Origin of the sequence: Corynebacterium kroppenstedtii (assembly GCF_016894245.1) — a bacterium.
GTDB lineage: Bacteria > Actinomycetota > Actinomycetes > Mycobacteriales > Mycobacteriaceae > Corynebacterium.
Genome location: NZ_CP069792.1, coordinates 2,428,572 through 2,442,155, shown reverse-complemented (window position 1 = coordinate 2,442,155; position 13,584 = coordinate 2,428,572). Strand labels below are relative to the sequence as shown.

Here is a 13,584-nt window from a genome sequence, read left to right as displayed (position 1 = left end):
TGGGCTAGCTTGCAGGTGCGTCTTCTTTCCGCGAAATCAGGACCATTCCAGCACCCAGCGGTAGGCGGGAGAGGTAAATGTCCTCGCGGTCACGGAGCGACTGATCGAGGCGTCGGGCCGCGGCGGTATCGCGATCTTTTCGCGCAGGATTCGCGATCGTGCCGTCGAGAAGAATGTCCGCAAGGATAATCAGCCCGCCCGGTTCGAGGAGTTCTAGTGCCTCGTCGACCAGGGTTGACGCGTCGGCAGGGGCAATTTCGGCGTAGATAAGGCTGTATGAGCGCGCTGCTAGCCGGGTCATGACCTCTAGCGGACGCGAGGGAAGAAAACGGTATTGGTTCGAACGTATGTTGGCTGCGGTGAACGCCTGGCGGGCAACACGTTGGTGGATTGCTTCTGTGTCAATGCAGGTGACGTGACCGCTCGGGCCTATTCCGGCAAGGATGGCTAAGCCGGACACGCACGCGGAGGGGGAGACGACAACTGCCGATTTATCCCTGCAGTATGCGGAACTTATCGTTGTTAAAAACGACGCCGTTAGTTCGTCGGGGGTGGTGAGGCCGAGTTCGTCGGCGGCATCGCGTGCAAAACCCATCGCGTCGGGTTCGTCGGTGGTGGCGTTAATAAAGTCAGTCATCAGGTCAAGAGCAGAATCGGTCACAGTTATTCATGCTAGTGATGGAAACGGATTAAAGGGTGTGGCTCGCCCATAACTGCGACAATGAAGCAGACATACGTGGCTTTTACTGCGTGAATGATTTAAAATACCCTTCGTGGAATAGCCCTCGTGAGTCCGTGATTTCAGTCATTTCACCTTCACAGGAATTTCCCAGGCGGTATTCATACTCCGGAAACAAATGCATGTGACAGTTAAATCATGACACTGGCGTCAGGCGCTTTTCACCGTTCCGAACGGAACACACCTACTCGCAATACTTCAGCTTCGACGATCGATCCACATGAAGGCGATGATGTAATGGCTAACCCCCCTACGGGGAGCGAACCTCGCACTGGTACCGCAGCATTTGATGCCGGATCGGGGGATATGCCTAGCTGGAGTGAACTTGTCTCGGAGCATGCGGACGGCGTGTACCGCCTTGCCCTTCGCCTGAGTGGTAATACTCACGACGCGGAAGACCTGACACAGGAAACGTTTATGAGGGTTTTCCGGTCGCTTAAACGGTACAAACCGGGAACATTTGAGGGCTGGCTCCACCGGATCACAACCAATTTGTTCCTGGACATGGTGCGTCGGAGGCAGACAATCCGGATGGAGGCGCTGCCTGAGAATTACGATGCGGTGCCCGGGACCCGGAATGACCCCGAGCAGTCCTATATCGACGCCAACATTGATCCGGAACTGCAAAAAGCCTTGGATTCGTTACCGACCGATTACCGCGTCGCTGTCGTGCTGTGTGATGTTGTCGGCATGAGCTACGACGAAATTGCAGACACCTTAGGGATCAAAATGGGGACTGTGCGTAGCCGCATTCACCGCGGTCGCGCTCAGTTGAGGAAGAGTTTGCAGTCATCCGAAGGCATTTTGCACTACGTTGGGTAGAAAGAGTTCATCGACGCACCCATCGTCGGGACATAAGTTGATGGTGCAGGTGCCTCGTCGATAATTCTCGCGCTGTGCCTGGCCGGCCGAATTGTAGTGTGCAAGGGGTGATGTCCAATGGGCCGTTCGTCGAAGCCACGACAATTCTCTTCGATTGAGCATCTTTCAGAAGAAGCTGTGGCCGCATTTGTCGACGGTGAAATGCCCCCGCGTGCCCAGCGTCGAGTTCTCCGCCACCTCGTGCATTGCGATGAATGTCGCCGTGATGTCAAAGCGCAGCGCGATGCGGCCCAGCGCATGAGGGAAGCAGCTAATGAACCCGTCCACATGTCGACGGAACTCCTGCACAAGCTGGCTGCGATCCCGACCAGCTGTGACCCGCAAAACACGAGTGGGACCCCAGCGAAAACCGAACACCCGCGTCAAGAGAATAGAACTCGGCCGACTAGCGACGGTCCTGACAATGCCGGTTCCCATCGCTCCGATGGATATGAGGCAGGCAACGAACTGAGCGAACGACGACATGAAAACGCGTTGAGCGCTGCTAAAAGCGCTGCCTTTGTGATGATGCGCACCGTAGAGAACGGGGCGATGAGTGCCATGGACACGGTCGGTGAATACGCAGACCACCTACGATGCGCATGGAAAGACCGCAGCAACTCGCCGAAACGGTGACGGATCATTACCCCGGCAGGCCGGTAGGGGTCTCGTTGCCAATCCTCCGTCTCATTTGCCAAGCTCTGTACAATATCTGACGTGTTCTCAAGTATCGGTTGGATGGAAGTCATCATCATTGTGGTGGTGGGCTTCCTCATCATCGGTCCCGACCGTTTACCAGGCGTTATGAAGGAAATCCGCGCGGTTCGGCTGGCCATTAAAAACGCCGTCGCAGATGCGCGGAAACAAATCGACGGCGAACTAGGCGAGGATCTCCGAGAATTTAGCGAGCCGATCAAAGAATTTAGTGAACCTCTCCGGCAATTTAATTCGTATCGATCAATGGGTGCGAAGGGATTCATCGCCAAAACTCTCTTCGATGATGACACCACCGATCTTGATGCGACGAAAGACGCCATCGACAAGCCCTTGCAGACTATGAGGACAACAACCCCACAGCGGGCCATTCAAGACTATTTCGCCGCTGAAAACACGTCATCGGCGAAGAATGCTGACGATGCCTCGTCGCCGAGGAAGTCTGGGGCGGGATCGCAAGCGTCGGGCACCTCGGGGGAAAAACAAAACCAGGGTCGTGAAGGTAGCACCATAGCGAGTTCTCCACTTAGCTCGCAGGAGCCTGTGGACGACCAGGGGCCCGTGGAAGGCCAGGGAAAGGCAACAGGAAAGCCAGAAAAGTCAGGGGCCGAATCCGGTGAGGGAAAACCCCAACAACACCCCTTCGATGGCAAGAAGCCGGTGTATGGCTCCTGGAGCGGGTTTGACGAAGTTCTGTAAGCCGGGAGAGGGTACACGGTTGTCTCTGGTGCATCGCTGTTTATCGTCCACACTGATAGCGGTCAATAGAGAGCCCCGGTCATGAGAGAGCTCCTAGCGCGCTGACACGGGTCAGTGGAGTGGAGCACAGCGGCACTAAAGGCATTAGGAGGGGGAGTAGAGGGAGTAGGGGGAGCGCCACGCTGGAGCACGGCTTTAGAGCATCGCGCTACGGTGTCACCCCGAGGCCCAGCGATTTACCCGCCAAGGACGTTCGACGGTGGGTGAGCTGATCCGCGATGGCATTCAGCGCCGCACCAGTTTCAGATTCTGGGGAAGAAATGGCGATCGGTTCGCCACCGTCGCCACCCTCGCGCAAAGCAGGATCAAGAGGAACCTGTCCCATCAGGGGCACTGTAGACCCCGTGATTCGGGACAGTCGCTCAGCGACAATCTCGCCGCCACCTTCGCCGAAGATCTCATTATGTGAGCCATCAGGCATGACGAAGTAGCTCATATTTTCGATAACACCGGCGATGCGCTGTTGAGTCTGCTGTGAGATGGAACCTGCCCGCTCAGCGACTTCAGCTGCGGCCATCTGTGGCGTCGTCACAATGAGGAGTTCGGCATTCGGTATGAGCTGGGCGACCGTAATCGCAATATCACCGGTGCCGGGGGGCAGATCGAGAAGCAGAACATCAAGATCACCCCAAAAAACGTCGGCAAGGAACTGTTGGATAGCTCGGTGCAACATCGGGCCACGCCACACAATAGGGGAGTTGCCTTCAATAAAGTGGCCAATGGAGATCATCTTGATGCCATGTGCTTGTGGCGGCATGATCATGTCATCGACCTGATAGGGGCGGTCGTCTGATCCCAACATTCCGGGGATCGAGTGGCCGTAAATGTCGGCATCAAGTACCCCGACATTCAACCCCTTCGCGGCGAGCGCAGTGGCAATATTGACGGTCATCGACGACTTACCGACACCACCCTTGCCGGAGGCAACAGCGTACACGCGAGTGTGGCAATCGGACTTGCTGAATGGAATTTCCGGCTCGTCGACACCACCGCGGGCTTTTTTCCTCAACTCGCGGCGTTGCTCATCGTTCATGACATCCGTGGTGACGGTGACGTTGCCGATACCTTCGATGCCCTCGATGGCCGCGCGAGAATCGTCGACAAGCTTATTTTTCATGGGGCAGCCGGCGATGGTGAGATATATCTCCGCCGAAACATCAGCGCCCTCGACGGCTATCGATTTCACCATGCCCAAATCGGTCAACGGCATACCGATATCGGGGTCTTTGACCTGGGCTAATGCGTCGCGAACAGTGGATTCGGTGATAGTAGATTCAGATGCCATAACGTCACCATCCTACGATGATTCATTGTGTTGGCGGCCAGGGCTGTCTAGTCCTGCATGACGCTCATCATCGCCCATGTATTCCAGATCCACCGGCGCATCCGCGGCAGCGTCATCCAAACGGCCCTCAATGCGTTGAAGGACGGTGGTGAGATCCTCAAGCTCGTGCCGCAGGTAGTCGCGGGTCACAGTTTCTCCCAGGGCGATACGAACCCCAGCTAGCTCTCGTGCCAAGAATTCCGTGTCCGCCTTGGTTTGGGCCGCACGACGGCGATCCTCATTGAGCGTGACTCGGTCGCGGTCATCCTGGCGGTTCTGCGCTAACAAAATCAGGGGAGCTGCGTATGCCGCCTGCGTGGAAAAAGCGAGGTTGAGAAGAATGAATGGGTACGGGTCCCAGTTCCACCACATTCCGCCGATATTCAGGAGAATCCAGGCCGTCACGATGATGGTCTGCCAGCCTAGATATTTACCGGTTCCGAGGAAACGAGCGACTTTTTCTGCAGCAACACCGACCGCATCACCATCCATTGACAGTAACGAGCGGCGCTTAGCGCGGACCGGAGTGTCCAGGTCAGTCCGAGCAAACGAATCAGCCATATAATAAGCCCCTCCCGTGGGTTAGTTTGAGTGAGAAGTCCCTGCTGACGGCCTGTGCGGAGTGGATCCCTGCGGCCCAGAACCTGACGACGACGGCCCTGCACCCTGTTGGCGGTCGCGTCGTCGTTCACCAGCTTTCTTCACGATGACCGACCCCGCCTTCTGGGCACGAGAACTGCGGCCGGAAGCACCGTGGGCTCCAGAAGCACGCCTTACCTTGCCAGCGTGATGGCCTGATGAACCTGCCTCGGGTCGGATTTCTTGCTCACGCCACCCTTCGGGGAGAAGATGATCAAGCAAATCGTCCACCGCGACGGCACCGAGGAGGTGATTGTCCTCATCAAGGACCGGACCACACACCAGGTTATAGGTCGCAAAATAACGGGCAGCCGTCTCGTGGGTGTCGTCGGCAAAAAGTGGAGGAAGATCCGGATCTAAAATACTGGACACTAGGGTCGACGGCGCTTCACGCAACAGCTTTTGGATGTGAACCGTCCCCAGGTACTTACCCGTCGGAGTTGCTTTCGGAGGACGCACGACGTATACCATCGAACTTAGCGACGTCGACAAATCAGGGTTACGCGCATGAGCAAGAGCTTCGGCCACCGTGGCCTGCGGAGTCAGGATGATCGGCTCCGATGTCATCAATCCACCCACCGTCTCTGGGGAGAAACTCATCAGACGACGAACAGGCTCTGATTCTTCTGGATCCATCAATTCAAGGAGGACATCGGCCTTATCATCAGGCATCTCGCCCAGGAGGTCTGCGGCGTCATCGGGATCCATCTCTTCCAAAACGTCAGCGGCACGCTCGATGTCGAACGTTTCCAAGACACCCATTTGCTCGTCTTCAGGAAGTTCCTGGAGTATATCGGCCAGGCGGGCATCTTCCAGCTCAGAGGCCACATTATTCCGTGTGGTATTAGGAAGATCATGCAGGATTTGAGCAATGTCGGCGGGGCGCATGTCGTCGAATTCGGCGAGGATTTCCGCCGTCGCGTCAGCAGGGCCTGCACCTGAGACAGATAAACCATGAACATGGTTCCACTCCACAACCGAAAGAGGTGGCCGACGGCCAAAACGGTTGCGCTCTTTAGACACCGCCACGCGGCTGATGATCCAATCACGGGTACGTGACTTTTCAATCTCGACGTCCGCGATATCCACCGGGCGACCATGCAAATCCTCATGCTCAGGATCGTCAATGTGGATTTTGGAGCCGACTAACTCGGACATGACCCGTAATTCACCTGCGCGGGATTGATACGGGCGAAGGTTGACAGAACCCGAAACGAGGGTGATTTCCCGCGGATCGATCGACGCGACGCGAAGCATAGGAACAAAGATCTGTCTATTTTGCGCAGCAACTTGAACAACTAGGCCAATCGTGCGGGAAGCCATGCCACGGGGCCGGATGGTGACGACGATATCGCGGACGCGACCAATCGATTCACCATCGGGGCCAAGGACAACCATTCCCGCAAGGCGACCAGCAAAAACTCGATTCACGGCACTCACGTCCGACAGTGTACTGGGTGTTTACCTCATAGCCGTATTTCAGTAGGCTGGGGACATGACTACACCCTCTGCCTCAGGTTTCGGTGCCACCTTAGGCGCACAAGGTTCTCAAGGGCTACCTCAACGCCCCGAAGGATGGCCCATCGGTAGCTTCGAGGATTACGAATCTGCACAACGCGCGGTGGATTCTCTCTCCGACGAGGAAGACTTCCCGGTGGATGACATCACCATCGTCGGTGTGAACTTGATGCAGGTTGAACGTGTCACCTCACGCTTGTCATGGGGCAAAGTGCTCTCTGGCGGTGCGATCTCAGGCGCGTGGATGGGTGTTTTCTTTGGCCTCCTCGTCGGATTATTTACCAACGAGTTTCTTGGCCCTCTCGCGTTGGGCGCTGCAATGGGCGCCCTCTTCGGCCTGATTTCCGTTGCTATTCCTTATGGTGCGATGAAGGGACGTCGGGATTTTGCGTCGACGACGCAGATCGTTGCTGGCCGATACGATGTTCTGAGTAAACCTCGTTCAGCGCAACGGGGACGCGAAATTTTGTCGCGCAAGCACTGGGCAACCAGGAAGTAGCGGGATTTACTCGGCCATGGAGAGAATAGAAGCCACGCAGAGCTGAAGCCACGTGGTGGAAGGTTCTTACAGCCACTTGTTCCGGCGAAAAATGAGCCACAAACCGATGCACGCGGACAGCATGACTATAAGCACGATGTAATAGCCGTCCGCCCAATGCGTTTCCGGCATATTGTCAAAGTTCATGCCATACACACCAGCGATAAGAGTAGGAACGGCGGCCATCGCAGCCCACGCGGATATCTTTCTCATATCCGTATTTTGTTGTAACGACACTTTAGCCACAGCGGAATCGAGCAGTGTTGATAGGCGTTCGTCATAACTAATGATCCGGTCAGCTGCGATGGTGTGGTGATCCAAAATGTCACGGTACAACGACCGCACGGTTTTGCCTGAGATGCCCTTGGTTACTGTCAGGGTCTTAAGAACTGCGGTCATGGGATCAAGAACATGCCTCATCTCTAAGTTTTCCCGTTTGAGCATATAAATCGGTTCAATATGGACTGGAGAACCCGGTGTGAACACCTCGTCTTCCATGGTGTCAACCTTTTCTTCCAGATCCTCTGCGATGTGGAGATAATCATCAACAATCCAGTCCAAGAGGGCATATGCCACCGAAGCTGGACCCACTGATGTCAGCTGCGGGGAGCGTTCAAGCCGGTGCCGTACATCGTCAGGAATAGGGATGTGCCCGTGTCGGATGGTGATGACGAAATCATTGCCCCTAATGATATGTAGCTCATTAGTTTCAATAAATTCGTTAGTACTGTCTACTGGAGAGGGATCGTAGTGAACGGTACGAGCAACGATAAATACATAGTCGCCCAGAATCTCGAGCTTTGGCCGCTGTTGGGCCTGAACGATGTCTTCGACTGTCAAGGAATGTAGATGGAAAAGCCGCGCAATTGGTTCCATGTGCTCGATCGTCGGGGAAATGAGTGACACCCACACAAAAGCTCGCTGTTTAGCGCCATGTGTGGAATCTGAGGAGCTGGCAGTCGAAGAGTTTTGACTATTCTCCTGGCGAACACGTTCAATAGCCGACGCAATAGTGAAGGGGCCATCGACTTTGTGTCCCTCAACGAAGACCGCGCACCTAGCCACAGGATGATGTGACAACTCATGTGAATGGGTAGCGTCGGGGGTATTAATAATCCAGTCCGGTGCATTCACAACGGCCTCATGTTCCACAGCCCGAACTAGTTCACTGGTATCAGGGTATTCATGGTGGTGAGATGGAATTGCTCGACCATTAACCTTCCGTGACGACGAAGGGGTATCTGACGTCTCATCATTCCGGGGCATACTTACCCATGCTACTGATTTCAGAAGAAAAAACTCTTATCACCGTGGCGACCGTTAAGCGGGTTGAAATATGTCGAGCCGTAGGTTGGTTTAATGGCCGGGTTGGCTAAACTCGAGACGATGGTCGGACAGTATGACGTAGCGGAAACGCGGCATTGGTATCAGAAAACTCGGGTCACCCCTCTCGTGTCACTAATTCGTGGCATAGCCGCAGGACTAGCGTCGGGAATGATGCTGGCTACTGTGGTCTTAATCGTGGTCCAGCTTTTGCCGAGCACCGAGTGGACAACCCATGGGGGACAAATGGTTGTTGCCCATGCCGTGGGCGCGGTTGTGTCCGTTCTCATGGTTCACCGCGCGGATCGCTCCCGGAATCTCGGAGCGGCTCTCTGGTCGGTGGGAGCGCTCGTCATTATTGCAGTTATTCTGTGGTGGATGTGGTGGTCATAGCATGAAAAAAGTCACCAAAATGACAAAGAGTGTTACCACCGGTGTAGTGGCCTTTCTCGCCCTCAGCAGCTTGACATCGTGCCACGTCAAGGCGAATTTTGGCGACAACGACAGTCAATCAGGGAGCTCATCGACCGCGGTCTCTACTGTTCAAAAGCTCCCCTATACCGATGCCGACCCCGTGCTGATCTCAACAGCTGTCGGAAAATACGACGACATTACCGCAGCGCTCTATGACCAGGTGTTCGACACAACCAACGCCGGCCGCTCAACGCCACGGAAAGCTAAGACGCAGGCGTCGGAAGATAATGTGCAGGACGCGATTGAGTCATTGCGCGCCGGGAAAAATACGCTCGTCCTGGTGTGTGCTGGTGATTTGCTGAACTATCTAGACAGCAACGCGGCCAGCACAATCCTCGGCCAGATGCAGAAGAATGTCCGACAGGGTAAAGCCCCGGGCAATACGATAGGCACCGTGTGGGAAAAAATTGCGCAATCCCTGCCCTCTGATATCAGCTTGACGGAGGCATCGAATGCGCAGTGCTCCACAGGCACGGAGACGCGTAATGCCAGTAGCGATACTCCCGAGGACGAGGTCACCCTGCCGCAGAACATCGTGCCGGTTTATCTCAAGCCAACGATGAGCACTGAGGATCGACGCTCTCTTACGTGGGTATCAGGCAACCTTAGTTCCACGCGTGACCTGGATAAGCTCTACAAGAAAACAGAGTCTGCGCCCGCCGACCGTGTTGCGAAAAACTATCTGCAGTCACAAGGGTTGGCTTTTTCCAATGAAGACTAAGCGCATCCTGCGCAGCCGGTAGGGCATACTCCGCATCAGAACAGACGAAAGGCCCGCCACGGGGTACGTGACGGGCCACCACTTTCGTGAAACAGAAGTGCGGTGTTCTAGTCCGCGAAAGCTTCCTCGATCAGCTGTTTCTCCTCGATCTGGTGAACCTTCGATACACCGGTCGCCGTCGAGGATTGAGCCCTTCGAGATACACGCCTCATGGGGAGCATGTCGGGGACAAGCTCAGGTAGATGCAGCGCAAGGAATGGCCACGGTCCCTGGTTGGCGGGCTCATCCTGGCAGAACCGAATCTCGGTGGCGTTCGGGTACATGTCGAACGCTTCTTTCAGCCGACGGAACGGTACCGGGTGCAGCATTTCCAGGCGAATAATGGCCAGATCGTCACGGCCATCTTTTTGACGCCGCTTTTCCAGATCCCAGTACAGCTTGCCGGACACCAATAGGATCTTCTTCACCTTCGACGTATCACCGGTGGCGTTGCCGTCGGCATCGACGAAGTTCGGGTCATTAATCACTGAGTGGAAGCGCTTGACCTTCGTGAAGTCCTCCACCGAGGAGGTCGCCATCTTGTTACGTAACATCGACTTCGGTGTCGCAACGATCAGCGGACGGCGAAGATCTCCCAAAGCATGACGCCGGAGAAGGTGGAAGTAGTTCGCAGGGGTGGACGGCTGAGCCACAGTCATGGACCCCTCAGCGCACAGCTGCAGGTAGCGCTCGATACGCATGGAGGAGTGATCCGGGCCCATGCCCTCATACCCGTGTGGTAACAGGAGGATCAAGCTAGATTGCTGGCCCCACTTGGCCTCACCCGACGACACATACTCGTCGATAATTGTTTGCGCACCATTGGCAAAGTCACCGAACTGTGCTTCCCAAGCGACGACGGCATGGGGATTGCCGACGGAATAGCCGTATTCAAATCCCATCCCGGCGAACTCGGTGAGCGCGGAGTTGTAGACCAGGAAGCGGCCACCGTTGTCACCGTCCTGCGCCAACTCCTGCAACGGGTTGTATTCGTCGGAATTTTCCGCGTCGATGTAGACCGCGTGCCGCTGGGTGAAAGTACCGCGGCGAGTGTCTTCACCGGCCAGACGAACGAGTTTGCCCTCACGTGCGAGCGAACCGAGCGCGAGCAGCTCGCCGAATCCCCAGTCGATCTTGCCGTTGCGTGACATCTCGCCACGTTTCTTCGCCAGGGGAGCGACGCGCGGGTGGAGATGGAACCCTTCGGGCGGATTGGTAAAGACGTCACCGATAGCGGCAACTTCTTCTTCCGTAATTGAGGTATCCAGCCCACGGGGCAGCTCTTGAGCCGAGGTGATACCCGATTGTTCAGCAGGTTTGCCACCCTTCTCGGCAGCGCGGACATCATTAAACACGGTTTCCAGCTGCTCGCGGAAGTCACGCTTGACGATCTCGACCTCGTCCTCGGAGAGGTCACCACGCCCGACTAGGCTGCGGGTGTAAATGTCACGGACAGTCTGCTTGTTATCGATGATCTGGTACATCTCGGGCTGCGTCATCGACGGATCGTCAGCCTCGTTGTGACCACGGCGGCGGTAGCAGATGAGGTCAATGAACACATCTTTACCAAACTGGCGTCGGTACTCGACAGCCAACTTGGCAACCCAGACCACAGCTTCCGGGTCATTTCCGTTGACGTGGAACACGGGGCACCCAAATGCCTTAGCCAGATCCGTCGCGTATTGGCTGGAGCGGCCGGAGTCCGGGGTGGTCGTGAACCCGATTTGGTTATTCACCGCGATATGGACAGTTCCGCCAACCGTGTAGCCACGAAGCTGTGACAGGTTGACGGTTTCTTGCATGATGCCCAGGCCTGTCATAGCGGCATCTCCGTGTACCAGGATGGGCATCACAGAGAAGCCTTCATCGCCACGGTCCAGGATGTCCTGCTTGGCTCGTGCGATGCCTTCTGCAACGGGGTTCACAGCTTCCAGGTGGGATGGGTTTGCTGTGAGCGTGACGTCCACTTCACCGTCATTGAACATGGAGATGAAGTGGCCGGTTTCACCCAGGTGGTACTTCACGTCGCCGGAACCACCGGGTGAGGCGGGGTCAATATTGCCCTCAAACTCGGTGAAGATCTGCGAAAACGGCTTGCCGACGACATTCGCTAAGACGTTGAGTCGCCCGCGGTGAGCCATACCGATGACAACTTCGTCGAGCCCCTGTGCAGCGGCAGTGTCAATGGCGGCATCCATCAGTGGAATGAGGGACTCCGCGCCTTCGAGGGAGAACCGCTTTTGCCCGACGTACTTCGTCTGGAGGAAGTTCTCAAAGGCCTCAGCAGCGTTGAGTTTCTGCAAAATGTACTTTTGTTCAGCCCGTGACGGCTTGGGCTGGCCCGCTTCAATGCGCTCCTCCAACCAGAGGCGCTCGTCGCGGTCCAGAATGTGGTTGTACTCGTACCCGACTTTGAGGGTGTAGGCAGACCGAAGGGTGCTGAGCACTTCGCGAAGCGTCATGACTTCTTGTCCAGCGAATCCACCAACATGGAAGCGTCGGTCCAGATCCCACAAGGTCAGCCCGTGCGTCGCGAAATCGAGATCGCGGTGGTCGGGGATGGGAAGCCCCGGCTGGTGCCACTGCAGCGGATCGGTATCCGCGATCAAGTGACCACGCGACCGATACGCCTCGATCAGCTGCATCACGCGCGTATTTTTATCTACCCCAATGTTGGGCAGATCCTGCTCCCACCGGAAGGGGACATACGGGATCTTCAGGGACTTGAAAATGTCATCCCAGAACTCGTCGTTGATCAGGAGACGGCCGAGTTCACGGAGAAATTCTCCCGACTCCGCTCCCTGGATAATCCGGTGGTCATAAGTAGAAGTGATAGTGACCAGTTTGCCGACGCCTAATTCTGCGAGCCGGTCTTCTGACGCGCCTTGGAATTCCGCAGGGTAATCCATGGACCCGACGCCGACGATCGTTCCCTGCCCCTTCGTCAACCGTGGAATCGAGTGGCGAGTACCGATGCCACCCGGGTTGGTCAGCGAGATGGTGACGCCCTGGAAATCTTTCATCGTCAGTTTGCCATTGCGGGCACGGACGACAATGTCTTGGTAGGCGTCGACAAACTCTGAGAATGACAACGTCTCTGCAGCCGGGATGGACGCAACAACCAAATTGCGGCTGCCATCCTTATTCGTCATGTCGATGGCCAGGCCCAAATTGATGTGCTCTGGTGTGACGATGGTGGGTTTGCCGTCGACAACCTCGTAGCGATTGTTCATCGACGGGTGAGCTAAAACAGCTTTGACCAGCGCGTACCCAATAATATGGGTGAAGGAAATCTTCCCACCACGCGTGCGCTTGAGCTGCTCATTAATCATCGCGCGGTTTTCGAACATGAGCCGCGCAGGCATATCGCGAACCGACGTTGCAGTCGGAATCTCTAGCGAGATGTCCATATTCTTTGCAATGGCCTTTTGCGGCCCACGTATCTTCTTCGAACCAGCCTCAGGCAAGGACGAAGGAATATCGACGTGGTCACGCTTCTGGGAGGGCGCCTCTTTCTTGGCCCGTAATTCGCGCTGAACTTGTGCGCGTTTATGAACCTTCGGTGCGTCGTGACGGGCGGGCTTCGCCGCGGCAGGTGCCGATGCTTGGTTCGTGTTCCGGGCGTGGGCTGAAGGCTCCTCAATGTGTGACACTGTTCGGTCGGCCGTCTTTTCGGCCACGTTTTGTTGAGAGGGTTTCTTCTCTGCGGCTTTGTGTTCAGCGCGCTTGCCCTTAATAGTTTTTGCTTCGTCAGATGAGGAAGAAGCGTTATCAGATTTCTTTGCAGCAGTATTGCTATTGGTACCTTTGTGAGCTCCGGAGGGTTCGGTGCCAGCCGACGATTCGGGGGCGCCATTTTTCTCAAAGAACTCGCGCCATTCCTTATCCACTGACTCCGGGTCCTTCGTGAACTGCTGGTACATGTCGTCGACCAG

Annotated in this window: 11 protein-coding genes and 1 pseudogene; 6 read left to right on the top strand and 6 right to left on the bottom strand. The window is 55.9% G+C overall.

The window, feature by feature from the left end:
• Positions 1 to 4 precede the first annotated feature (4 nt).
• Positions 5 to 661 (bottom strand): O-methyltransferase, encoded by a 657-nt coding sequence (locus I6J23_RS10430; protein WP_204582005.1) that lies wholly within the window; start codon positions 659 to 661, stop codon positions 5 to 7.
• 315 nt (positions 662 to 976) lie between these two features.
• Here I6J23_RS10430 and sigE point away from each other — a divergent pair, with 315 nt between their 5' ends.
• From sigE to I6J23_RS10930, 3 genes are all read left to right on the top strand, one after another.
• Positions 977 to 1,561, top strand: coding sequence for an RNA polymerase sigma factor SigE (gene sigE / locus I6J23_RS10425; RefSeq protein WP_204582004.1), 585 nt, complete (start codon positions 977 to 979; stop codon positions 1,559 to 1,561).
• 117 nt (positions 1,562 to 1,678) lie between these two features.
• Positions 1,679 to 2,236: an anti-sigma factor family protein gene (locus tag I6J23_RS10420; RefSeq protein WP_204582003.1), complete on the top strand. Its 558-nt coding sequence runs from the start codon at positions 1,679 to 1,681 to the stop codon at positions 2,234 to 2,236.
• A gap of 81 nt (positions 2,237 to 2,317) precedes the next feature.
• Positions 2,318 to 3,013, top strand: a complete 696-nt coding sequence (locus tag I6J23_RS10930; protein WP_204582002.1) for a twin-arginine translocase TatA/TatE family subunit — start codon at positions 2,318 to 2,320, stop codon at positions 3,011 to 3,013.
• Positions 3,014 to 3,221: 208 nt separating this feature from the next.
• Here I6J23_RS10930 and I6J23_RS10410 read toward each other — a convergent pair whose 3' ends face one another.
• From I6J23_RS10410 to I6J23_RS10400, 3 genes and pseudogenes are all read right to left on the bottom strand, one after another.
• Complete coding sequence (locus I6J23_RS10410) at positions 3,222 to 4,358, bottom strand: Mrp/NBP35 family ATP-binding protein (protein WP_204582001.1); 1,137 nt, start codon at positions 4,356 to 4,358, stop codon at positions 3,222 to 3,224.
• A gap of 12 nt (positions 4,359 to 4,370) precedes the next feature.
• Complete coding sequence (locus tag I6J23_RS10405; RefSeq protein WP_204582000.1) at positions 4,371 to 4,958, bottom strand: DUF1003 domain-containing protein; 588 nt, start codon at positions 4,956 to 4,958, stop codon at positions 4,371 to 4,373.
• Between the two features lie 249 nt (positions 4,959 to 5,207).
• Positions 5,208 to 6,476 (bottom strand): annotated as a pseudogene (locus I6J23_RS10400) (magnesium transporter MgtE N-terminal domain-containing protein); the annotation flags it as partial.
• Positions 6,477 to 6,531: 55 nt separating this feature from the next.
• On the opposite strand from I6J23_RS10400, the gene I6J23_RS10395 reads away from it, so the two are divergent.
• On the top strand, positions 6,532 to 7,053 hold the full coding sequence (locus tag I6J23_RS10395) for a general stress protein (protein WP_204581999.1): 522 nt from the start codon (positions 6,532 to 6,534) through the stop codon (positions 7,051 to 7,053).
• Positions 7,054 to 7,119: 66 nt separating this feature from the next.
• On the opposite strand, the gene corA is transcribed toward I6J23_RS10395, so the two are convergent.
• Positions 7,120 to 8,358 (bottom strand): magnesium/cobalt transporter CorA, encoded by a 1,239-nt coding sequence (gene corA / locus I6J23_RS10390; protein WP_204581998.1) that lies wholly within the window; start codon positions 8,356 to 8,358, stop codon positions 7,120 to 7,122.
• A gap of 93 nt (positions 8,359 to 8,451) precedes the next feature.
• Between corA and I6J23_RS10385 the strand changes: the two genes are divergently transcribed.
• Both I6J23_RS10385 and I6J23_RS10380 read left to right on the top strand, forming a co-directional pair.
• Entirely contained in the window at positions 8,452 to 8,808 is a 357-nt protein-coding gene (locus I6J23_RS10385; protein ID WP_204581997.1) for a hypothetical protein, read from the top strand.
• A gap of 19 nt (positions 8,809 to 8,827) precedes the next feature.
• Positions 8,828 to 9,610 carry a hypothetical protein gene (locus tag I6J23_RS10380; protein WP_204581996.1) on the top strand — a complete coding sequence of 261 codons (783 nt, stop codon included), beginning with the start codon at positions 8,828 to 8,830 and terminating at the stop codon, positions 9,608 to 9,610.
• 107 nt (positions 9,611 to 9,717) lie between these two features.
• On the opposite strand, the gene I6J23_RS10375 is transcribed toward I6J23_RS10380, so the two are convergent.
• Positions 9,718 to 13,572, bottom strand: coding sequence for a multifunctional oxoglutarate decarboxylase/oxoglutarate dehydrogenase thiamine pyrophosphate-binding subunit/dihydrolipoyllysine-residue succinyltransferase subunit (locus I6J23_RS10375; protein WP_412523843.1), 3,855 nt, complete (start codon positions 13,570 to 13,572; stop codon positions 9,718 to 9,720).
• Positions 13,573 to 13,584: the final 12 nt, after the last annotated feature.